The sequence below is a fragment of the Desulfovibrio sp. 7SRBS1 genome, assembly GCF_049723905.1.
Classification (GTDB): Bacteria; Desulfobacterota; Desulfovibrionia; order Desulfovibrionales; family Desulfovibrionaceae.
Genome location: NZ_JBJKFD010000001.1, coordinates 4,037,039 through 4,060,417, shown reverse-complemented (window position 1 = coordinate 4,060,417; position 23,379 = coordinate 4,037,039). Strand labels below are relative to the sequence as shown.

15 protein-coding genes are annotated in these 23,379 nt (G+C 59.0%); 11 read left to right on the top strand and 4 right to left on the bottom strand.

The genetic code is table 11. The features are described 5' to 3' along the window. Positions 1 to 85 precede the first annotated feature (85 nt). Positions 86 to 1,504 carry a sensor histidine kinase gene (locus ACI0FJ_RS17900; RefSeq protein ID WP_424305656.1) on the top strand — a complete coding sequence of 473 codons (1,419 nt, stop codon included), beginning with the start codon at positions 86 to 88 and terminating at the stop codon, positions 1,502 to 1,504. After that, positions 1,501 to 2,832 carry a sigma-54-dependent transcriptional regulator gene (locus tag ACI0FJ_RS17895; RefSeq protein WP_424305654.1) on the top strand — a complete coding sequence of 444 codons (1,332 nt, stop codon included), beginning with the start codon at positions 1,501 to 1,503 and terminating at the stop codon, positions 2,830 to 2,832. The genes ACI0FJ_RS17900 and ACI0FJ_RS17895 overlap by 4 nt, the downstream gene beginning before the upstream one ends. Positions 2,833 to 2,910: 78 nt before the next feature. On the opposite strand, the gene ACI0FJ_RS17890 is transcribed toward ACI0FJ_RS17895, so the two are convergent. Beyond that, positions 2,911 to 4,998, bottom strand: coding sequence for a S16 family serine protease (locus ACI0FJ_RS17890; protein WP_424305652.1), 2,088 nt, complete (start codon positions 4,996 to 4,998; stop codon positions 2,911 to 2,913). 936 nt (positions 4,999 to 5,934) lie between these two features. On the opposite strand from ACI0FJ_RS17890, the gene ACI0FJ_RS17885 reads away from it, so the two are divergent. From ACI0FJ_RS17885 to ACI0FJ_RS17845, 9 genes are all read left to right on the top strand, one after another. Next, entirely contained in the window at positions 5,935 to 6,396 is a 462-nt protein-coding gene (locus ACI0FJ_RS17885) for a universal stress protein (RefSeq protein WP_424305650.1), read from the top strand. A gap of 46 nt (positions 6,397 to 6,442) precedes the next feature. Beyond that, positions 6,443 to 8,242, top strand: a complete 1,800-nt coding sequence (locus tag ACI0FJ_RS17880) for an SLC13 family permease (protein WP_424305648.1) — start codon at positions 6,443 to 6,445, stop codon at positions 8,240 to 8,242. A gap of 179 nt (positions 8,243 to 8,421) precedes the next feature. Continuing rightward, complete coding sequence (gene nhaB / locus ACI0FJ_RS17875) at positions 8,422 to 10,044, top strand: sodium/proton antiporter NhaB (RefSeq protein ID WP_424305646.1); 1,623 nt, start codon at positions 8,422 to 8,424, stop codon at positions 10,042 to 10,044. A 499-nt stretch (positions 10,045 to 10,543) separates the two neighbouring features. After that, a complete protein-coding gene (locus ACI0FJ_RS17870; RefSeq protein WP_424305644.1) occupies positions 10,544 to 11,056 on the top strand; it encodes a ferritin in 513 nt (170 codons plus the stop codon). Positions 11,057 to 11,357: 301 nt separating this feature from the next. Continuing rightward, complete coding sequence (locus ACI0FJ_RS17865; RefSeq protein ID WP_424305642.1) at positions 11,358 to 13,082, top strand: 2-oxoacid:acceptor oxidoreductase subunit alpha; 1,725 nt, start codon at positions 11,358 to 11,360, stop codon at positions 13,080 to 13,082. A gap of 9 nt (positions 13,083 to 13,091) precedes the next feature. Next, positions 13,092 to 13,940: a 2-oxoacid:ferredoxin oxidoreductase subunit beta gene (locus tag ACI0FJ_RS17860; protein ID WP_424305640.1), complete on the top strand. Its 849-nt coding sequence runs from the start codon at positions 13,092 to 13,094 to the stop codon at positions 13,938 to 13,940. Further along, positions 13,933 to 14,583, top strand: a complete 651-nt coding sequence (locus ACI0FJ_RS17855; RefSeq protein WP_424305638.1) for a TlpA family protein disulfide reductase — start codon at positions 13,933 to 13,935, stop codon at positions 14,581 to 14,583. The genes ACI0FJ_RS17860 and ACI0FJ_RS17855 overlap by 8 nt, the downstream gene beginning before the upstream one ends. A gap of 4 nt (positions 14,584 to 14,587) precedes the next feature. Beyond that, a complete protein-coding gene (locus ACI0FJ_RS17850; protein WP_424305637.1) occupies positions 14,588 to 15,181 on the top strand; it encodes a redoxin domain-containing protein in 594 nt (197 codons plus the stop codon). A gap of 147 nt (positions 15,182 to 15,328) precedes the next feature. Beyond that, a protein-coding gene (locus tag ACI0FJ_RS17845) for an IS3 family transposase (protein WP_424297970.1) occupies positions 15,329 to 16,560 on the top strand; the annotation gives its coding sequence in 2 pieces (ribosomal slippage) (positions 15,329 to 15,683 and positions 15,683 to 16,560; 1,233 coding nt in all). Positions 16,561 to 16,632: 72 nt separating this feature from the next. Here ACI0FJ_RS17845 and ACI0FJ_RS17840 read toward each other — a convergent pair. The 3 genes from ACI0FJ_RS17840 to ACI0FJ_RS17830 are packed head-to-tail and all read right to left on the bottom strand — an operon-like array spanning position 16,633 to position 23,313. Beyond that, positions 16,633 to 19,677 (bottom strand): efflux RND transporter permease subunit, encoded by a 3,045-nt coding sequence (locus ACI0FJ_RS17840; protein ID WP_424305635.1) that lies wholly within the window; start codon positions 19,675 to 19,677, stop codon positions 16,633 to 16,635. Further along, complete coding sequence (locus tag ACI0FJ_RS17835) at positions 19,674 to 20,828, bottom strand: efflux RND transporter periplasmic adaptor subunit (RefSeq protein ID WP_424305633.1); 1,155 nt, start codon at positions 20,826 to 20,828, stop codon at positions 19,674 to 19,676. Before ACI0FJ_RS17835 ends, ACI0FJ_RS17840 begins: the two co-directional genes overlap by 4 nt. Then, the gene (locus ACI0FJ_RS17830; protein WP_424305631.1) at positions 20,821 to 23,313 is read right to left on the bottom strand and encodes a TolC family protein; all 2,493 of its coding nucleotides are present in this window, start codon (positions 23,311 to 23,313) and stop codon (positions 20,821 to 20,823) included. Before ACI0FJ_RS17830 ends, ACI0FJ_RS17835 begins: the two co-directional genes overlap by 8 nt. Positions 23,314 to 23,379: the final 66 nt, after the last annotated feature.

The window sequence follows — 23,379 nt, the reverse complement described above, 5'->3', positions numbered from 1 at the left end:
TTGACGGCGACACAAGGCGGGAGATTCCACCAGCCTCCGGCCCATCCTTCTCTCCTGCCGCCATCAGACCGAAAGGACGCCTCGCATGGTCAAACCGAATCTCAGACAGACCATCATTCTCGGCATTGTCATTTTCACGCTTTCCTTTGGCGGCATTGCCCTGCTTTCCCTTTCCAATATCAATCGGCTCGAACGGGAAGTGACCCTGGTCGAACACGTGGACGACCTGCGCAACCTGATTCTTGAAGTCCGGCGCGAAGAGAAAAACTTCTTTCTCTACCACGATACAGCGCTCTTCTCCCTGGGCCGGAGCAATCTGGAACAGGCCATGACCGTGCTGAACAACCTGTACGGGGAAATCGGCAAGCCGTTGGGCAGGCAGCAGGGCGAAACCCTGCGCCGCGGACTCGAAGCCTACGGCGCGCATCTGTCCGAAATCAACGCCGCCTTTGAAAAAGGCGATATTGCGGAAAATCATCCCGCAGCCCAGGCCCTGCGTGAAACAGGGCAGAACATCGTGGAATATTCGCGGGCCATTGCAGAGTCGGAACGCGAAAGCGTGCTGGGCATCAACCGCAAGCTCCGCCTCACCCTCATCACTTCCATGGCCACCATTGCAATGGTGGTCCTTGCCCTGGTCCTGTTCGTCACCAAAAGTATTCTGCGGCCGCTGGGCAAAGTGCAGGAAGCCACCCGCCAAATCGCCAGAGGCACCTTTGTTCCACTGCCCATCACCAATGCCCATGACGAGATCGAACAGGTCTTCGTGGCTTTGAACTCCATGGTGGAAGAATTGCAAAAACGCCAGATTCAGCTGGTGCAGGCGCAAAAACTCTCCTCCATCGGCACCCTGGCCTCGGGCATTGCCCACCAGCTCAACAATCCGCTCAACAACATTTCCACCTCGGTCCAGCTGCTGGCCCAAAACAACACCAATGCCGGTGAGTTTGCCGACAAAATGACCGGCAACATCCTGCAGGAAACCCTGCGGGCCAGGGACATCGTCAAGGGACTGCTGGAATTTTCCCGCCATCAGGATTTCGCCCCCGCGCCCTGCACTCTGGGCTCGGTGGTCAATGGTGCGGTGCGGCTGGTCTCCAGCCAGGTTGGGGCAAAAATAGCCCTGAACGTGGATGTGCCCGAAGAGCTGGTCCTGAACGTGGACCAGCAACGTCTGCAGGAAGCCTTCATCAACCTGCTCATCAACGCCACCCAGGCCATAGGCGACAACGAAGGGGCCATAGACATCCACGGCAGGCAGGTGGAAAACGATGCCGTCATATCCATTGCCGATACCGGGGCGGGCATGTCCCCGGACACCCTGCAACGCATTTTCGATCCCTTCTTTTCCACCAAGGAAGTCGGTCAGGGCACGGGGCTGGGCCTGTACATCGTCTACGGCATCATTGAGAAACACCGGGGCGCCATCCGCGTGGAAAGCAAGCCGGGACAGGGCACCACATTTTTCATCCGCCTGCCCCTCCCCGCCGGAGCAACGGCATGAGCACCCCCTCCATCCTGGTTGTGGAAGACGAGCGCATAGCCCGCGAAAATCTGGTGCTGGTGCTCTCGGCCGAGGGCTACAACGTCCGGGCCGTGGCTTCGGCAGAAGAAGGCCTGCGCGAGATTGAAAAAAACGGGTACGAACTGGTCATCACGGACCTGATGCTCCCCGGAGCCGACGGCGTCCACCTGCTGGAACGGACCAGGGCGCGCCACCCTTCCACCATGGTCATCATGGTAACGGGCCACGCCACGGTTCCCAGCGCGGTGCAGGCCATGCAGAAAGGCGCGCACTCGTACATTGCCAAGCCTCTGGACCTGGACGAACTGCGGCTTCAGGTGGCCAAGGCCCTGGAACAGCAGGCCCTTTCCGAGGAAGTCCTGCGCCTGCGCAGGATCATTGCCCAGGGCAAGAGAGATTTTCCCATGGTGGGCCAAAGCGACGATTACACCCAGCTCAAGAAGACCGTGCGCCAACTGGCCCAAATGGACTGCAACGTGCTCATCCAGGGCGAAACCGGCACGGGCAAGGAGCTTCTGGCCCAAGGCATCCACCAGCTCAGCCAGCGGGCCGACGAGCGTTTCATGGCCATCAACTGCGGCACCTTCACGGCCGAACTTATGGACAAGGAACTCTTCGGCCACGAAAAAGAGGCCTTTACCGGAGCCCAACGCGGCCAGCAGGGCATACTGGAGGTGGCCGACGGCGGCACCGTGTTTTTCGACGAGATCAGCGAACTGCCTCTGAACATGCAGGTGAAACTCCTGCGCGTGCTGCAGGAAAGAAACTTTTTGCGTGTGGGCGGAACAAAGGAAATTTCCGTGGACATCCGGGTGATAGCCGCCACCAACTGCGATTTGAAGGAGCTGGTGGACAAAGGCGAATTCCGCCAGGACCTCTACTACCGGCTCAACGTGGTCACCCTGCAGGCCCCCCCACTGCGCGACCACAGGGAAGACATTCCCATCCTGATAGGCCACTTTCTGGAAAAACACCGCCAGCCCGGCCAGACCGTGACGTCCATAGACCAGGACACCCTGGACATCCTGATGCGCTATCCCTTTCCCGGCAACGTGCGGGAGCTGGAAAACATCGTGCAGCGGGCCTTGGCCCTGGGCCAGGGAACCGCCTTCACGCCCGACCTGCTGCCTGCCGACGTCTGCACCACACAGGATGAAGACCCGCTCCCGTCACTGGAAGAGCTGGAAGAGGCCCACATCCGCAAGGTTCTGGCCGCTTCGGGCGGTAACAAAAAACAGGCGGCCCACATTCTGGGCATCGACCGCGTTTCCCTGTGGCGGAAAATCAAAAAGTACAATCTGGAATAAGGACCACGCCGAACGGATGGCGAACCTGAAAACCGTTTTTTCAGGTCCCGGTCTTCCCCAAATACGTTGGCTTGGGCATCAGGCCGACGGCATGAGCGCAATCTCCGCAGCCTCGCGCATGTCCGAAACCAGCCGGACATCAAGCTCCCGCAACACCTCGTCCTCTATGGTCGCCAGCACGGATTCGCAGCCCCTGGGCAGAATAACCACGCCTATTCCGGCCTGCTGTGCAGCCATGAGCTTTTCCCGCACCCCGCCCACGGGCAGCACCTCGCCCAGCAGAGAGAGTTCCCCGGTGGAGGCCACGTCCTGCCGGGCTGGCCGCCCGGTAAGCAGGGAAAGCAGGGCCAGGGTGATGGACACTCCGGCGGACGGCCCTTCCTTGCTGACCGCTCCGGCCGGGATATGAACATGGATGTCCGAGGTTTCGAAAAAATCCGGGCTGATGCCGTAATCCCCGGCATGGCTGCGGATGTAGCTCAGCCCTGTCTGGGCGGATTCGCGCAGGACCTCGCCCAGGGAACCTGTCAACAACAGCTGTTTGTTGCCCTGCATGCGCGCCGCTTCCACAAAGATGATCTCCCCCCCGTTCTCGGTCCAGACGAGACTGGTGGACAGGCCCACCCTGGCCGCGTCGCGGGCCGTATTCGATGCAAACGGAGCAGGCCCCAAAAGGCTGCGCGCCATGGCCGCGTCCACATTGCCGTTCGCCACAGACGAACCGCCATCGGAAAGCACCTGCCGGGCCAGCTTGCGGCACAGGGAGGCGAGCTGCTTGCGCAGGCCGCGCAGACCGGCCTCGCGGGTGTACTCGGTAATGATGGCCCGAATGGCCTCCGGTGCCACGTTCACCACCTTTTCATCCAGCCCGTGCTGCTGCAGCTGCTCGGGCACCAGATAGCGCGAGGCGATCTCGTATTTTTCATTCCGGGTGTAACTGGAAAATTCTATCACTTCCAACCGGTCGCGCAGCGGGGCCGGAAGCCGCTCCACCATATTGGCGGTACAGATGAACAACGCCCCGGACAGATCGAACGGCAGGCCCAGATAATGGTCCACAAAAGCGGCATTCTGCTCCGGGTCCAGCAGCTCCAGCAGCACGGCCGTGGCGTCGCCCTGAAAGTCCTGAACGATCTTGTCCATCTCGTCGAGCATGATGACCGGGTTGCGGGAACCGGCCTTTTGCAGCCCTTGCAAAATCCGCCCCGGCATGGCCCCCACATAGGTGCGCCGGTGGCCGCGCAGTTCGGCTTCGTCGCGCAGTCCGGCCAGACTCAGGCGAAAGAACTCCCGGCCCATGGCCTCGGCAATGGCCCGGCCTATGGACGTCTTGCCCGTGCCCGGAGGGCCGGTGAAGCAGAGCACAGGCCCGTGCAGATGCTGGGCCCTGCGGCTTTCCTCCAAAAGGTCCTGCACATGGCCGCGCAGTTTGGTCAGGTTGACGGGTTTGCCCAGGTACTGGTCCGCGCCCTGCTGCATGGCGGCCACGGCGGTTTTTACCGTGGCGTATCCGGTCAGCATGATGACCTTGGTGTCGGGCCAGCGTTTGCGCAGCACGCCCAGCAGTTCCAGGCCGTCCATGCCCCCCATCTTCAGGTCCGAAACCACGATGTCCGCGGGCTGCTTTTCCATGGCTTCCACGGCTTCCAGGCCATTGCCCACGGCAGTTACGTCATAGCCGTCCGACTCAAAGACAATGGAAAGGTTTTCCCTGGCAATGAGCTCGTCATCCACCAGCAGAATGTGCGGCGTATACGTGCCCCGCAGATTCTTCACGGCCAAAAATTCCAGTATGCGGTCCTTTACGCGGGTCAGGCCGTAATGGCGCGCATTGAGCAACACCTCGGCCCGTCCGATGTCCAGATCGTCCTTGGTCGTGGTCGTCCAGGGCAGGGAAAGGATGAATTCGAGATAATTGAAACCAATGGCGTATTCGGGCGAAGATGGATCGGCATGGAACAAACGTTCACACTCGGCCCGTGCCGTTTCCATGATTTCCGTCGGCAGCCCGGAGGACTCCACTCGCTCCCGGAGCATGTCGCGATCCGAGGGCGGGGCCGCTTTGGGGGCCTGCCCGGCCTCCGGTGGGGTTTCACCCGCTGGCGCGTTTTCCGGCAGGACCGGTTCCTTGGACGAAGATTTTCTTCCCAGACCGAACCAACTCATAAAAGGTCGCCTCCCTCGTGCTGGCCGCAAAATTCGCTGTTGCTTGCCGGAAGAAGCTCGGGGCCCTTCCCATGTCCGCGCCCTACAATGCGCAGACCTCTTTCCCCCGGAGCTGACGTCGCGATGGAAAAAGACGGTGGTTGGGCCGATCCGCCGCGGCCCTCGGATGCAATGCAGGGTAATCTCCGGGAGGTAATGTACCATGCGGGATTTGGCCTGTTAAGGTTGCAAAATGTAACATACGCCTTTCACAATGGTTTTCTTCCTACATTTTTGCCACACAAATCTTACCAACCCGACTTTTTCAAAATAAGATACTGTTTTTTAATGATATTTTATAGCATTATTTTATTTTATCGCCAGTATGCAGGTGGCATAAATCCCAATGCCACCTCCTTTTCCTCCTAAAAACGGCGTAAATAGGCCTCTCTATGTTGCATTCTGTAACATCTACTTTACATAAACCTGCAAAAAACATCGTTTCATGTTGCAATGTGCAATCGCCCCTTCCCCATCTTTTTCCCAAAAAAAGCGAAAAGCCTGTGTTTACAAGACGTTCCGCAATATTCATTTTTTGGCATGCGTTTTGATTTTCAAAGGGTGGGTTAACAGACCGCAAACACGGTCTGAGGCGGCCCTGGGTAGGTCCGCCGGAGCTTTTTCAAAAGCGGAAAAAGCTCCAAGATTAGTCGCCGAGTCGGTCGGCGGTCTTGTCTTGAAAAAGCCTGCAATGGGCCTTTTCAACATCCCGGCGTGACAGCAGCGCAAAACCTCCAACCGCAAAGGGAGTGAGACATGGCTCTGTTAAATAGCATGAAAGGATGGATGGACAAGCATTACGATGGGATGGCTGCAGCGAACTGCAATACGTGTAATGTCGGGGCCTGGGTTATTGGCCACGAACAGTACCTTTCGGGAAAGTCAGGAGATCATTCTATGAAGACATTCTTCCAGAGATTCACACGAGGCAATTCCCCCACCACAAACACTGCTCTTGCCGAGGACGTTTGCAAAACGCAACGGGCCGAGCGCCCGCAATGCAAAATTCTTGTTGTGTGCAAAGGGAATGAATTTTCCAGCGGCGTAATCAACTACGCCATCGACATGGCCTGCAAAACACGCAGTGCCCTGGTTGCTTTGAACCTCGACGAAAAGGGAACCAGCTACGACGAATTCCAGGTTACCGCCCGGACCAACATCCAGCGATTCGAGACCAAGGCGAATGCCGCAGGTCTGCACTTTGCGCACGAAGTGCGCCAGGGAGCCGAGGCAAAGGTTATTGACGAGATGTACCAGGCAGACGCCACGTTCCGTTATGTTATGGACGACGCCGCCGCCGTGTGCAAAAACAAGAAGGTCATCCCCGTCTACACCCGGGCCACGTTGCGGGCCAAGTAGGCCGCACGCCTGCAACGAATAGACTCACGATCGCTAAGGATTATACATGACCCCAGAAATCATCACGGTTATGGCCGTGCTCCTCTTCGCTGTGCTGCTGTTCATCTTCGAGTGGGTCCGGGTAGATGTAGTTGGCATCATAATGATGGTTATTCTTCCCCTGCTTGGCCTCGTTACCCCCAAACAGGCCATCAGCGGCCTGAGCAGTAACGCGGTCGTTTCCATTATTGCCGTCATCATCATAGGCGCCGGGCTGGACAAAACCGGCGTGATGAACTCCCTGGCCCGCGTCATCCTGCGATTTTCCGGCAAAAGCGAATCCCGCATAATGACGCTCATCTCCGGAACCGTAGCCATCATCTCCGGTTTCATGCAAAACATCGGAGCCGCCGCACTCTTCCTTCCGGCGGCAAAACGCATTGGCAACCAAACCGGCGTGCCCGTGGGACGGCTTCTCATGCCCATGGGCTTTTGCGCCATCATCGGCGGCTGTCTCACCCTGGTGGGCTCCAGCCCGCTCATTCTGCTCAACGACCTCATGGTCGTGGGCGGCACCCATTACGAACCCTTCGGCCTGTTCAGCGTCACCCCTGTGGGCCTGGTGCTGGTAGCGGCCGCACTTACCTACTTCATCATCTTTGGCAGGTTCATCCTGCCCAACCGGGCCGAGGATGAAAACTCCGGCCCCATGTCCTCTGTGCTGGCCCATACCTACAGCAATGTGGGTTCCATGTTCGAGCTGCACGTTCCCACCAACTGGGAGCGGAGCGATCCGCTGCACGCCCTGGAACTGCGGCCCATCTACTTCTGTACCCTAGTGGCCATTGCCCGGGATGGCGGAAAGGTCCACATCTTTGCCCCGGAATCCGACGAAACCATCATGGCGGGCGACCATCTGGTGGTGGTCGGTCCCGAGGAATTCGTGGAGCACCTGGCCGAAGACATGGGCTGGGCCCTGCAACCGGAACTGACCACCTTTGCCGAGGAACTCTCGCCCAACAACGCGGGAATTATGGAAGGGCTGGTCACGCCGCGCTCCGAGCTGGTGGACACCACACTGGGGGAGCTGCGCATCCGCAAACGCTTTCAGGTCTCTCCCCTGGCCATTTTCCGGGGCGACAAGATCTTTGTTTCCGGACTGAGCGACATTGTCATCCGTTCCGGCGACGCCCTGCTGCTGCACGGCCGCTGGGAAATGTTCCACATGCTCAAGGGACTGCCGGACCTGGTCTTTACGGAAAGCGTCAAGGGCGAGCTGCTGCGCACGGAAAAGGCAAAGGTTGCGCTGATGTGGCTGGCCATTTCGCTGGTCATGATCCTCGGTTTCCACGTCCAGCTTTCCATTGCCCTGCTTACGGGCGCGCTGGGCATGGTGCTTACCAAGGTGCTGACCATCGACGAGGCCTACCAGTCCGTGGACTGGATGACCGTATTCCTGCTGGGCGGGCTCATCCCCCTGGGCATGGCCTTTGAAAATACGGGCGCGGCCAAGTTCATTGCCGATACCATCATGGCGGCGTTAGGCACGCCTTCGCCCGTGCTGCTGCTTACGGTCATCGGCATTCTCACCTCGTTCTTCACGCTGGTGGCATCCAATGTGGGCGCGACAGTACTGCTTGTACCACTGTCCATGAACATGGCTATCAACGCGGGTGTCGATCCGCGTGTGGCCGCCCTGACTGTAGCGGTCGCGGCGTCCAATACATTCGTCCTGCCGACACATCAGGTGAACGCTCTGATCATGCGTCCGGGGGGATACCGTACCATAGACTACGTCCGTAGCGGCGCAGGCATGACCGTGATCTACATGGTCGTGATGATCGCCGCACTCATGACCTTTTACTAAAAACGGTAAAACGGTGCCGAATTCCAATCGGCACCGTTTTTTTTGATATCCCCGAAATGAAGCTTGACGCAAACGAGACACAGTAACATCGTAACCCATTGGTGCGCCACGAAATACGATCCGCGTTGTTGCGCTTTTCGTATGTGGCGCTTTCCTGTTTACATTGTAACGAGGCGAAAATGAAAACTTCACTTACTAAAACCTTTGTCCAGACGTTTCTCGGTAGCGCCCCGGTATGGTACAAGCAAGTCATTCTGGGGTTTCTCATTCTCAACCCAATCCTCATGTTCACTGCCGGTCCGTTCATCGCCGGTTGGGCACTCATTGCCGAATTCATCTTCACGTTGGCCATGGCCCTCAAGTGCTACCCCCTCCCCGCGGGCGGGCTGCTGGCTATTGAAGCCGTATTTCTGGGTATGACAAGCCCCGAGACCATTTATCACGAAGCAAACAAAAACTTCGAAGTCATCTTGCTGCTTATCTTCATGGTTGCGGGCATTTACTTCATGAAGGACTTCCTGCAGTTCACCTTTACCCGCATCCTGGTACGCATCCGTTCCAAAAAGATGATCGCCCTGCTGTTCTGTCTGGCAGGTGCCTTTCTCTCCGCTTTTCTCGACGCCCTCACAGTAACCGCGGTTATCATGGCCGTGGCTTTCGGTTTCTACAACGTCTACCACCGCTATGTATCCGGCCACTCCGCAACGGATAGTCACGACCTCAATAATGACGATGCGGTCCAGGAGATCAAACGGGCGGAATTGCTTGAATTTCGCGGCTTTTTGCGCAACCTGATGATGCACGGCGCAGTGGGCACGGCCCTGGGTGGCGTGTGCACCCTGGTGGGCGAACCGCAAAACCTGCTGGTGGGTGGTGAAATGGGCTGGCACTTTGTGCCCTTTTTCCTGCATGCCATGCCCGTAACCATGCCCGTGCTGGTTGTCGGCCTGCTGACCTGCCTGGCCGTGGAACAATTCCACCTGTTTGGTTATGGGTTCCAACTCCCGGGAAATATCCGCTCCTTCCTCCTTGAAACCGCAGTTCAACTGGAAGAAAAACAGGGCGATGCGGGCAAGGTGAAGCTCATCATCCAGGCCTGTGCAGGCATCTGGCTGGTTGTGGCTCTGGCATTGCACCTCGCCGCCGTCGGCCTTATCGGTCTTTCCGTCATCATTCTGCTGACATCCCTGACCGGCGTGGTGGAAGAAAGCCGCCTGGGCCATGCCTTTGAAGAGGCGCTGCCCTTTACCGCACTGCTGGTCGTCTTTTTCTCCATTGTGGCCGTCATTCATTCCCAACAGCTGTTCGCACCTATCATCGGTTTCGTGCTCAGCCTCAAGGGGCAGAGCCAGCTCGTTGCCTACTACATTGCCAACGGCATTCTTTCCTCCATTTCAGACAACGTATTTGTGGCCACAGTCTACATTTCCGAGACCAAGATGCACTTCGTCCACGTTCTGGATGCCATTCCCGGCATCGGCATGACCGGCCAGGCCCTTATGGACAAGCTGACCGATGCCCATGTGGCGCGTGCCGACGTACTGGCAACACTGCCTCAGGCCGTTGCCGCACAGGTTGGTCCCATCATGCATCACTTCGACAAGCTGGCAGTGGCCATCAACACAGGGACGAACATCCCCTCCGTGGCCACCCCGAACGGGCAGGCAGCCTTTCTGTTCCTGCTCACCAGCGCCCTGGCTCCGGTCATCCGCCTTTCCTACGGACGGATGGTCATGCTGGCGCTGCCGTACACCATCACCATGTCTTTGACCGGACTGGCCGCAGTGTACTATCTTCTCTAATATGGTGTTAATGTCTGTCCAAGACTAACGCATTGCGGGTTGCCAAAGTTGCGGATTTGGCAACCCGTCCTTTTTTTTCTTTGCCTGAACATCCCTTCTCTCCTCTTGCCAAATCGCTGCGAATACCTATCTTTTACCCTTATGGATACGTGCTGCTCTGCTGGTTTCACACATGTGGCAGAATTGGCCGGGACATGTTTCCCCGGCGTGTTTCCCCGGCATGTTTCCCCGGCATGTTTGCCCACAGCCGGAGGCCACAAAAAATGGCCTGAACGCAATGTTTTGCGACAGCAAAGCTTTTGATAACGCCGTCAGGTCAAACGAAATTCCGGGGCAGACGACGTTGCGGGCCAAACAACGTTCCGGCCAGATGACGTTTGCCTGTTTACCTACCTTGATAGTAGGAAACAACACTGGTATCCAATAGGAACACTCACTCAAGCCTTCCACGGCCACAGGGCCACAGGGCCGTCAGCGAAAAACAATAAAGGAGTCCCTTATGATCAGCGAAAAAATGGCGGAAGCTCTCAACGAACAATTGAAATGGGAATTCTGGTCCGGCTATCTGTACCTGTCCATGTCCGCATATTTCGAGGACAAGGGACTGACCGGTTTTGCCCAGTGGATGAAAAATCAGGCTGGCGAAGAACTTTTCCACGCCACCAAGATGTACGATTACATCAACTCGGCAGGCGGACGCGTTATCCTGCAAACTGTCGAAGCCCCGCAGAGCGACTGGGAATCTCCCCTGGCGGTTTTCGAAGACGGACTGCGCCACGAGGGTGAAGTAACCGCCAAGATCAACAATCTCATGAATCTGGCGCACGAACTCAAAGACCACGCCACGGCCAATTTCCTGCAATGGTACATTGCCGAGCAGGTGGAGGAAGAAGGCAGCTTCGGCGAAATCGTGAGCAAGCTGAAGATGGTAGGCGACGGCGGCGGCATGTACATGATGGACAAGGAACTGGGCGCCCGGGTATTCACCTGGCCCGCTCCCGCAGCCCAATAGATACTTTACGGGCCGGGCGGCATCTGGCGCCCGGCCCTTCTTGCCTGCCGTATTTCACACCTGCCCCTTTACCTCATTTCGCATTGTGGTAGTCTTACAGACAGTCCCCGTAAACGGTCTGTAGGTAAGCAGCCGCTTCCCAGCGCTGTAGCGCAGGGGCCGAACAAAACCATTTGCACATGCAGCCGTCCCGAGTAATCGGGAAACATCCGGCCATGTGGCGAACATCCGGCCCGACTGGTGCCCGCTCTAACAAAGGCACCAACAGCTTACCTCCTACCAAACGTCATCCGGAGGTTCCATGTCCGACGTCAATATCGTAATCGGAGGCGAAGCCGGCCAAGGGTTGGCGACCATAGGCGGACTTATGGTCAAAGCCCTGGTGCGCACTGGCTATGAAGTACACGTTACGCAGGATTACATGTCCCGCATCCGGGGCGGACACAACACGTTTCAAATACGTTTTGGCCCCTACCCCGTGCTTTCCCCGCGCGAAACCGTGGATGTGCTTGTGGCCCTGGCCCCCGAAACCATAGACCTGTTTAAAGACAAGCTTTCCAAACGCGGCGTGGTGGTGCTGGACGAGGCCGTGGCCGAAAAGAACCACCTTTCCAAAAGCCTGCCCCGTCTGTTCAAGGTTCCGTTCAAGGAACTCGCGCCCAAGCCCCTGTTCTTCAACACCGCGGCCCTCGGCGTTCTGGCCTCGGTTGTCTGCTCGGATATGAGCGTGCTGGAAGAACTGCTGGCCCAGACCTTTGGCAAAAAAGGCGAGGACGTCGTCCGCCAGAATCTGGACGTGCTGCACGCCGCCGCCGAGTGGAAGGAAAAGCACGAGTCCCTTTTCGAATGTCCAGCCCCGCCGGAAAAAACCGGCACCCATCTGGTGCTGAACGGCAACGAGGCCATTGCCCTGGGCGCTCTGGCCGCGGGCTGCAACTTCCTTTCCTTCTACCCCATGACGCCCGGCACTTCCGTGGCCCTCACCCTCATCAAACATTCCCGCGAGGCAGGATTGGTTGCCGAGCAGGCAGAGGATGAAATCGCCGCCATCAACATGGCCGTGGCCGCCTCCTATGCCGGAGCACGGTCCATCGTCACCACATCCGGCGGCGGCTTTGCCCTGATGTGCGAAGGTATCAGCCTGGCGGGCATGATCGAAACCCCCGTGGTGGTCGCCATTGCCCAGCGCCCCGGACCGGCCACAGGGCTGCCCACCCGCACCGAACAGGGCGACCTGAACATGGTGCTGCATGCCGGACACGGCGAATTCCCGCGCATGGTCTATGCGCCCGGCAATGTGGAGCAATGCTTTCACCTGACCCACAGGGCTTTTGACCAGGCGGAAAAACACCAAAGCCCGGCCTTTGTGCTTACGGACCAGTACCTTGCGGACAGCTTCCGCGGCGTGGTCCCCTTTGACCCGGACAAGCTGCCGCCCGTGACCCGTCCAAAGATGATCCCCGACGATCCTTCCTCCTATGCCCGTTATGGCCAGCCCGAGAACGGCGTCTCCCCACGGGCCATCCCCGGCCTGTCCGAAGCCCTAGTATTGGCCGATTCGGACGAACACACGGACCAGGGACACATCACCGAAGACCACGACGTGCGCATCCGCCAACAGGACAAGCGCATGTGCAAAATGTGCGGCGTCTTCTCGGACACCATTGCCCCGGACTATTACGGCGACGAAGATGCGGACCGGGTTCTGGTCTGCTGGGGCTCCACCATGGGCGCCTGTCTGGAAGCCATGGGCATCCTGCGCGGCAAGGGCCAGAAGGTAGGGGTGCTGCACTTCAGCCAGGTCTATCCCATAGACCCGGCCCAATTCATGGACAGGCTGACCTCGGCAGGAAAGGTCTATTTTGTGGAGGGCAACAGCACCGGGCAGTTCGCGGGGCTTGTCCGCAAGGAAACAGGCTTTCCCCCGCGCGAGCTGATTCTTCGCTATGACGGGCTGCCCTTTACCGCCCGCTACATCCTCAACGACATCACACGTCTGGAAGAGCACCAGACTTTGAACAAGTAGGAGGTTGCAATGTCCCAGATAGAAAAATACAGTGAATTCGAAACTGCATGGTGCCCGGGATGCGGCAACTTCTCCATCCTCAAGGCCTTGAAAAAGGCCCTGGCCCAGCTGGAATTGGACCCGCATCAATTCTGCCTGGTCTCCGGCATCGGGCAGGCGGCCAAAACGCCCCACTACCTGCTCTGCAACGGCTACAACGGCCTGCACGGGCGCAGCCTGCCTTCGGCCCAGGCCATAAAGCTGGCCAACCCCGAGCTGGAGGTCATTGCCGTATCCGGCGACGGCTGCCACTACGGCGAAGGCGGAAACCACTTTCTGGCGGCCCTGCGGCGCAACATGGACATCACCATGCTGGCCCACGACAACCAGATCTACGGACTGACCAAAGGGCAGGCCAGCCCGACCACGGCCCAGGGGCAAAAAACCAAGACCCAGCCCTTCGGCGCGCCCTCCATGGCGTTCAATCCCGTGGCCGTGGCCGTGACCATGCACGCCAATTTCGTGGCGCGCGGCTTTGCCGGGGAAGTGGACCACCTGGCCGGACTCATTGCCCAGGCAGTGCAGCACAAGGGCTTTGCCATGGTGGATATTCTGCAGCCCTGCGTCTCCTTCAACAAGGTCAATACCCATGGCTGGTACAAGGAACGCTGCTACAAGCTGGACGACAGCTACGATCCCACAAACTGGGAAGCGGCCATGCACAAGGCCCAGGAGTTTGGCGACGCCATCCCCATAGGCGTTCTGTACACCAACGACAGGCCAAGCTTTTTCGAAGGTCTTCCTGTGGAGCCGACTGTTCTGGCGCGGCAGGAACCGGACAAAGAGGCCCTGCGCAAAATCTTTATGAGTTATGCATAAAACACGACAAAACCATGCCACGGCCCTGCGTGCGGCCCTAAGCGCGGCCCGGTCGTGCCTCCTGTTGTGCCTCCCGCTCTGCATTCTGTGGGCGGGATGCATAACGGTTTCCGCCTTTGCGGCCGAACCAGAGCATACGCCCGTCCCGGATTCCGCTCGGACCGGGGCGGGAACTCCCCTTGCCCAGCAAAAGTTCCAGGTACCCGAAGAAAAGCATCTGGCAGAATACCTGGGGCTGAAGACGGATGGTGAGTTCACCATCACCGACCTGCGGGATGGTTTCATTCTGCTGCAGCTGTTCAATGTGTACTGCCCCCATTGCCAGGCCGAAGCCGCACGGTTCAGCGGGGCCTGGGACGCACTGTCCAGCCCGCCGCTGGTGGACCGGGTCGTCTTTCTGGCCGTGGGCGTGGGCAACAGCAGATTCGAGGTCAACCTCTTCCGCGACAAGTACCACCTGCGCCATCCCATGGTGCTGGACCCCGAGTACGCCCTCTATGACAGCTTCGGCTCTCCCGGAACGCCCACGTATGTCCTGCTGAAAAAAAACGGCAAAAAAATCAAATTGATATGGCAACATACAGGCAGTTTCAAAACCATGGACAAGCTTCTGGATGCCGTGCGCGATCATTTAAAGGAGTAGAAGAGTGCGCAGATATTTTCATTTTGTCCCAGTGGCGCTCTGCCTGCTTCTGCTGCTCTCCGGCAGCGCACAGGCCGAAGTAACCAATATCTACGATCCGGGACAACTCACCCCCACGGACAGCCACATCAAGGTGCAGGTGGGGCAGATGGCCCCGGACTTCGCCCTGCCCGACATCACGGGGAAAACCGTGCGCCTGTCCGATTTCCGGGGGAAAGACAACGTGGTTCTTTCGTTCGTGCCCGCGGCGTTCACCCCGGTCTGCTCCCAGCAATGGCCCGGCTACAACCTGGCCGAAAAGCTGCTGAAGGCCGACAATGCCATGGTTCTCGGCATTACAGTGGACAACACGCCCACCCAGTACGCCTGGACCTCCGAAATGGGCGGGGTGTGGTTCAAGGTGCTTTCCGACTTTTACCCCCACGGCAAGGTGGCAGCCAGCTACGGGCTTCTGCGTTCGGACGGCATGGCGGAACGTGCCGAAATCATCATCGACACCCAGGGCGTCATCCGCGACATCAAGGTGCATGACATCAACGCCAAGCCCGAATTGGAACGGCTGCTGCACACGCTGGACGCCATTGCCAAAAGCCAATGAAGCGAGGGGGCAGTGACGCCAGGGGCCAGTGACCCCACTTTTCCCTTTCCCACAGACAAAAAAAGGCCGCCTCGAACTCCCTCGAAGCGGCCTTTTTCTTGACGTTGTCCCGTCCTGAAATAGGTTGACACCCAAAGGACCTATTTTATGGATGCTCAAGAAAAACAGCGAGTAAAGCGAACTCAGCGTGACTACACGATGGCCTTTAAATTGTCCGTCGTGGCCCAGGTTGAAAAAGGCGAGATGACGTACAAGCAGGCTCAGGCTCTTTATGGTATTCAAGGGCGAAGCACTGTGCTGAAGTGGCTCAGAAAACACGGCACCCTTGATTGGAGCAGGCCCATGGTACATTCCCGCAAAGCCCCAAAAGCCAAAGAAACACCGGCCCAGAAGATCAAGCGGCTGGAGAAAGAGCTTGAGGAAGAAAAGATCAAGACCATGCTTCTCAATAAAATGATTGAGATTTCCGACCGCGAGCTTGGGACTTCAATAAGAAAAAAACTTACCCCCGAGCTGCACGAAGTCTTCAGAAAGAAAGACAAATAAGCTTGTCTGCTTGTTGCAGGCAGCTCGGGGTTAGTCGGCAGTCCGTGTATCAGGCTGAAAAACGCCATGATGCACGAGAAGCCATGTCTCAGGAGGCAAAAAACATGGTCCTGAACGTGCGGGCCAGGATGCCCCGCCTTGGAACCAGAAAGCTGTACTACCTGTTAAAGGACGCATTTTCTGCAAAGGGAATCAAGCTCGGACGTGATGGATTGTTTTCGCTGCTGCGGCGAGAGCACATGCTCATCAAGCGAAGAAAGAACTACACAAAGACAACCAACTCGAAACATTGGCTAAAAAAACATCCCAATCTGTTGGAAGATGTTCAGCCCAAATGTCCTGAGCAGGTGTTCGTAAGCGATATAACCTACGTAAAGACACGCGAGCAAACGTGTTACCTTTCGCTGGTTACAGATGCATTCAGCCGGAAGATAATGGGATACAACGTGAGTCGGGATCTCGGAGCGGAAAGCACAACCAAAGCACTGGACGCGGCAGTCAAAAATAAGCGAAGGAAGGTGAATACGATTCACCACTCAGATCGAGGGCTCCAATACGCTTCTTCGGTTTACCAGAAAAAGCTCCAACAATCCGGAATGGTTCCGTCCATGACAGATGGTTATGACTGCTATCAAAATGCCCTGGCGGAACGGATGAATGGTATTCTGAAGCAAGAGTTTATGTTTGCCAAATGCAACGACTTTGCGGAACTCAATACTCTGGTGAGGGAATCCGTTGAGATATACAACTCACAACGGCCACATCTCAGCCTGGGAATGAGAACGCCAAACGATGTACACGAATCAGGCTGTGGGGCTAGCCCCACAGCCTGAGTGAAACCTTCAAAAAACGTCAACCTAAGTTAGGACGCCTCACGTTTCAGACGCTGCATGGCGGAAGCGAATCTACCCTTCCGGCTTTTCCCGCACATTAAAGAACAGGCTGTACAGCACCGGGCAAAGGCCCAAAGTCAGCACCGTGGCAAAGGCCAGGCCGAAGATGATGACGTTGGCCATGGGCCGCCACATTTCCCCGCCCTGCAAGGACAGGGGAATAAGGCCGATAACCGTGGTGCAGGCGGTCATAAGGATGGGACGCAGCCGTTTCTGGGCGGCCAGCACCAGGGCCTCGTAAGGCTCCCGCCCACGTTCCCGCTCGCGCTCGATGGCGTCGATAAGAATGATGGCATTGTTGATGATGATGCCCATAAGGCTGATCATGCCCAGCATTGCCATGAAACCGAAAGGCGAATCGGAAAGCATCATGCCCCAGGTGATGCCGATGTACATGGGCGGTATGGTCAGCAGAATGATGAGGGTACGGCGCACCGAGTTGAACTGGCTCATCAGCGTAACCAGAATGAAGGCCATGGCCAGGGGCATGCCCGCCATGATGGAGGCCTGGGACTTCTGGGCCTCCTCGTCCTCGCCGCCAAAATGGATGCCATAGCCTGCGGGCCATTGGGAGGAATGGTGCAGCGCTTCGATCTTCGGCCGGATTTCCTCCATGATTTCACTGGCAAACCGCCCGGAGACAGTGGCCTTCACGGTCAGGGTCCGGGTCTGGTCGCGGCGGCGGATATTGCCCGGCTGCCAGGTCATGCGCGTTTCCGCCACCTGGGAAAGGGGCAGACTCTTGCCGCTCTGGTAGGAGGTGACGTTGAGGTCGTCCAACCTGTCCAGCCCTTCCCGCTCCTGCTTTTCCGAACGGAACACCACGGGAATGAGCGTGTCCCCCTCGCGAAACTGCGTGATGGGCATGCCGGAAATCTGGGTGTTCAGGGACATGGCAATGTCCTGGCTGGAAATACCGGCGCGTTTGGCCCGTTCCTGGTCCACGTCCACCACCAGCTTCTTGGTCCACTCGCCCCAGTCGTCCCAGATGTCCGTAACGCCCGAGGTTTTGTCCAGCACGTCCTCTATCTTGTCGCGCAGGGCAAAGAGCTTGTCCATATCCTTGCCGGACAGGCGTATCTGAATGGGCGCGCCCACGGGCGGTCCCATTTCCAGCATCTTCACGTCGGCCCTGGTGTCGGGCAGATGCCCGGCCACGAAATTGCGGGTCGATTGCAGCAGAGCGTGGGCATCGGCCAGGCTTTCGGTGTTCACCACCAGAAAGGCGTAGTTGGGGTGGGTCTGTTCAATGTTCATGGCAAGATACCAGCGGGGGCCGCCGTATCCCGCAAAGGTGCCCACGGAAACCACGCCGGGCTGGTCCATCAGAAAATGTTCCAGCTGGCCGACCCGCTCCACGGTAACGCCGATGTCCGTTCCATAAGGCTGCCAGAAGTCTATCACGACCATTTCGCGGTCGTTGGGCGGAAAGAATATCTTGGGAATGTACCGGAAGGCGTACATGGAATAGGCGGTAAGCCCCACCACCAAAACCACAAAGACAAGCCTGTGGCGCAGGCAGAGCTTGAGAAAGCCGCGGTAAAGCGAATAAAAGAAGCCCTTGAACTCCTGCGTGGTGGGTTTGACCTTGAGCACGTAGAAGCAGAGATACGGCACAAAGGTCAGGGAAAGCACCCAGCTTGAAAGCAGGGTCAGGGTGATGACGATGAACAGGGAGAGGCAGTATTCCCCGGTCTCCGACTTGGCCGTGGCAATGGGCATGAAGGCGAATATCGTGGTCAGCGAAGCGGCCAGCAGCGGCATGCGCAGATTGGTTGCCGCCTCGGTGACGGCCTTCATGCGGTCCTCGCCGCGCCCCAGGCGCACCAGAATATTTTCGCTGATCACCACGCCGTTATCCACCAGCATGCCCAGGGCAATGATGAGCGAGGCAATGGAGACCCGCTGCATGACCACGTCGAAAAACGGCATGAGCGCAATGGACATGAAAATGGCCATGGGCACGAGCAGCCCGGCGACCAGGGCAGTGCGCAGGCCGGCAAAGACCAGCATGACCACCACCACAAAGCCGAAGGCCTCGTACAGGTTGACCATGAAATCGCCGATGGCCTGGTCCACAAACCGTGGCTGGTAGGAAACATAGTTGAAGTCTATGCCCACGGGCATGCGGGCTTGGATGTCCTTGAGCGTGGCGTCCAGCCGCTTGCCCATCTCCACGATGTTGCCGCCCTTTGCCATGCTCACGGCCAGCATCAGGCAGGGCTTTCCATTAAAGCGGGTCAGTTCGGACGGTGGGTCCACAAAGGTCCGCTCTATGGTGGCAATGTCCTTCAGCTGGATGTTCTGCGCCTTGCCGGGCAGGCTGATGCTTGTTCCTGCCAGTTGTTCCAGGCTCTTGAATTCGCCCGTCGGCTCCACCACCACCCGTTCGGTGCCCACCAGGGCGTTGCCGCCCGGTGCAATGGCGTTCTGCTGCCGCAGCGTCTGCATGATGAAGGCCGGGGACACACCCAGTTCGGCCAGCCGGGCATTGGAAAAATTCACAAAGATACGCTCGTCCTGCACGCCGTGGCGCTCCACCTTGGCCACGTCCTTCACCCGCAGCAGCTCGTCGCGCACATCGTCGGCCACGTCCTTGAGCTCGCGGTAGGAGTAGCCGTCCCCGGTGATGGCGGCGACAATGCCGAAGACATCGCCGAACTCGTCATTGACGTACGGGCCGGAAACGCCTTCCGGCAGGCTCGGGCGCACGTCGTCCACCTTGTTGCGCAGCCGGTCCCAGATGGGCTTCATGTCCATGAAGCGTTCCTGGACGTGCACGTAGATCAGGGAGACGCCGCTCATGGAACGGGACTCCACATAGTCCAGCTCGGCTATTTCCCGGATTTTCTCCTCCAACTTGTCCGTGACCAGTTCTTCCACCTTCTGCGGCGACGCGCCGGGAAACACGGTGCTTATAACGGCGATACGCACGGTGAAATCCGGGTCTTCCAGCTTGGAGATGCTCTGGTAGGTGCCGATGCCCAGAAAGGCTATGGCCAGGATGATCAGGGCGAAGGTCCGGTTGTTCTCGATGCACCAGCGGGTGGGGCTCATTGCTCGGCTCCGGGATTGGTGTCGTGCTTGGATTGGGGCGCATCAAGCAGCAGCACCTTTTGTCCGTCCTTGATGCGGTGCACTCCGCGCACCACGACCAGATCGCCGGGGTGCACCTGCGATGGGGTGCGCAGCATGATGCCCTCTTCGCTCAGCCCGGCCACGTCCACCTCCCGCCGGCTGACAGTGTGCTCGGCGGTGCTGTCGGAGGTTTCCACTACCCAGACGTAGTGTTCGCCGTCCGAAGAGGAAGCAACGGCCTGGGAGGGCACCACCAGATACCCGTCCGAAGTGCGCGGCGGCAGTTCGAGGCGCACCTCGCCGATCATGCCGGGCAGGATGCGCCCATCGTCATCCATGATTTCCAGCTTCAGGGGATAGGTGGTCAGACCGCGCGACTCCACGCCCACTTCCACCACACGGCCCTTGTAAACCCGGTTCCGGATGGCGCTGAAAGAGACTCGTGCCGCGTCGCCCTTGCGCATGCGGCCGATGAGCGACTCGGGCACGCCCACGGTGATTTCCATGGAGCCGCCGCCCGTGAGCATGGCTATGGACTGCCCGGCCTGCACGGTCTGGTGCACTTCCACCGGGACCTCGGCAATGGCGCCGCTCATGGGGGCCTTGAGCGTGGTGTAGCGGATGCGGGTACGGGCCAGCTCCAGCCGTTCGCGGGCCGCTTCCACCAAGGCCTCGTCGGACTTGAACCCTGCCCTGGCCGTATCCAGGGATTCCTTGCTCACGTTGCCCGCTTCGTACAGGTATCGGGCCCGTTCGTAATCCGCCCTGGCCTTGTTCAACGCGGCCACGGCCTGGGCAAGCCCGGCCTGGGCCTCCTTGGCCCGCAGGCGGTAATCGTTGTCGTCCAGCCGGGCGATAAGGTCGCCGCGGCGCACGCGCATGCCCACCTTGACGGGCAGTTTTTCGATCTCCCCACCCACGCGAAAGCTGAGCTGCGTTTCAATGCCCGCCTTGGACACGCCGGTGAATACCCGGCTGCGGGTTTCCAGGGGCGGACGCACCTTGAACGTGACCACCGGACGGGGCTTGCGCGCTTCCGGCTCCTTGTCCGTCCCCTTGCAGCCGCCAAGAAAAAGCAACCCCAGCAGGCTTGCATACAAAAGGATACGGGCCGAACAACGTCTACTCATTGGAAATCTCCTTGGGCCCGCCGTTTGCGGCAACGGGTGCGGTCATGGCCTCGTGCATGGCCTGAACAAAAGCCTGGCGTTCGGCAGGGGTGCGGTCCGCCTCCATCCAGGAAATGGCGCGCTGGTAACGCAGCATGTCCGCCACAAAGGAGTACACGGCAATGACCGCGTTCTGCTCCTGTTTGATGGCCTGGTTCTGGGCGTCCAAAAGGTCCAGTATGGATGCCTTGCCCCGCGTGTACTTGTCGCGCACCACCTTGAGGTTGCGGCGCGAACTCTCGGCGGCCTGGGCGGTCAGGTCGATATTGGGCCAGGAATGGTAGAGGGCGTTGATGCGTTTTTGCACTTCCTCCTCGGTAATCTGGCGCAGTCTGTCCAGCCGGGCTTCCAGGGTACGCAGCTGCGTCTTGGCCAGACGGGTGGCCTGCACCCTGCCGCCGCCCTCATACAAAGGCAGGGTCAGACGAAGGCCCACGGCCCAGGTGTCGTCCTCGGCCCGATAGGCGGATTGCAGGGCGTCCTGCGTACCCGAACGCTTGGTGTCCAGAGCATGCTCGTACTCCACACTGGCCCCTATTTTCGGCAGGTAGAAACTGCGCTCGTTCTGCTCCAGGGCCAGCTGTTGTGCTTCGATGCGCTGCTGCAGGGATTTGATGCTGTAGCGTTCCAGAGCCACCTGGCGGGAAAAACTCCGTGCCCGTGCCATGTCGCGGGCATTGCGCACCGCTCCCACCAGACGTCCGTCCAGAAAGTACCTTCCCGCCGCCTTGGGGCCTATGGGCTCGGCATCCCAGCGGCTGTCCTGCTCCACGCCAAGGGCGCGGTTGAGCTGGGCCAGAGCGTCGGCCTCGTCGCTCATGCGTTGTATGTAACGGCTTTTGGCCTCGGCCAGGGAAGCTTCCCAGCGGTACACCTCTTCCGGGCCGGACACACCCACGGTGCGGCGCACCCGCGCCAGCTTGAGGTTGTCCTCGGTCAGACGCAGATTTTCCCGGTCTATGCGGGTCATGGCCCGACTCACCAAAAGATTGAGGTAGTTGAGACCGGCCGCAAGCATGACGTCCTCGCGCCGGGCACTCTCGTCCAGCCGGGCGCTTTCCAGAAACCGGCGGGCCTGCCTATAACGGCTGATGATGGAGTCGTCGAAAATCATCTGCTGCAGCTGCAACCCGGCCGAAGTCTTGGCCCACGGCACCCGCCCCTGGTTGGTGGTGGAGCGGTCCTGGTCTATCTGGCTGTATCCGGCCACGGCATGGACCTGCGGCAGCATGGGGCTGGCCGCGGCATCGCTGCTTTCCCCGGCCTGACGAGTTGCCAGACGGGAAAGGGTCATGTCCACGTTGCCGTTCACGGCCATGTGCATGGCCGTGTCCAGATCCAGCGGCGCTCCCTTGTCCCCCGGCTGCCAGGTGGCGCCCACCACTTGGGCATCGATGAGGATGTCGTAGGGAGGAGAAAAATCGATTGTCCGGGCCGTTTCCATGTTCAGAAAAATCTTCATGTGCACGGGCAGATCCACGGGCAGGCTTTCGGCCGAGGCTCCGTCCAGTATCTGCTGGATATGCAACGCGACCCGGCGGGCCGTGCGCTGTTCCACGGCAGGAAGCCCCCCGGCCAGCGCACCGCGCTTCACGTCCTCCTCCCCCATCAGGGAAAAGGTGGGGATTTTGCGGTCGTTGAGGCCGTTGATGAGCTTTTGCCATTGCTCGACAGACATGGAAAAGGCCGGGGTAAGGTACACGCCGCGCACGTTGGGCGGCAGGGCTGCAAGCACCTTGTCCGCCGACCCGGCCATGCCGAATGTCCCCAGTTCCAGCCCTTCGCTCGCGGCTATTTCCGAAAACCGGCCCACAATTCCGGGCACGGCCCGGAGCAGGCGCGCATCGGCCAGGGCAAGGATGGGGCCTTTGCCGATAAGCCGGGCGAAACTGTGGAAATCATCCCGCATATGTCTGGGGATGTAGACGAAATTCAGATTCTTCTTGAGGGAGCGCAGGTCCTGGGAGACAGGCAGAGAAAGCGTTTCCTGGTCCAGATAAAATCCGGCCACCACGGGCACGGGCAGGTCCACCTCCAGGCGGGCCGCATACAAGGTGGGCAGCAGTCCGGCGCACAGCACCACGTCGGCACCGGGAACGGCCATGGCCGCCTCCAGGCTGCGCCGTGCTCCGTCCATGGTCCAGCCGGCGCTGAAATCGGGCTTGCGCAAAAATTCAATGGGCCGGTCCCGGCCCAGCAGCCGCACCAATTCCTCGCGCACCTGCGCCATGTAGCGGTCCAGAAACGGGCCCTGGCCGTCAGAAACCACGGCAACGACCACCCGCTTATCTTCGTGCGGAGCCTTCTCCGCCACCGCTGCCCAAGCCGTGTTGGCGGCCGCGGTCCACAAGAAAACACCGCAGACCATCCAGAGCGCCAGAAATGCCAGGACGTTCCGACGCAAGGAAAAGCCCAGCCCCTCCGCCCTGCGTGATACGGAATCCATGCGGAACCCCTTGCAGATTTGAATGTTGCTGAAAACGTTTGCGAAAATTCTGTTCAAAAAAAACAG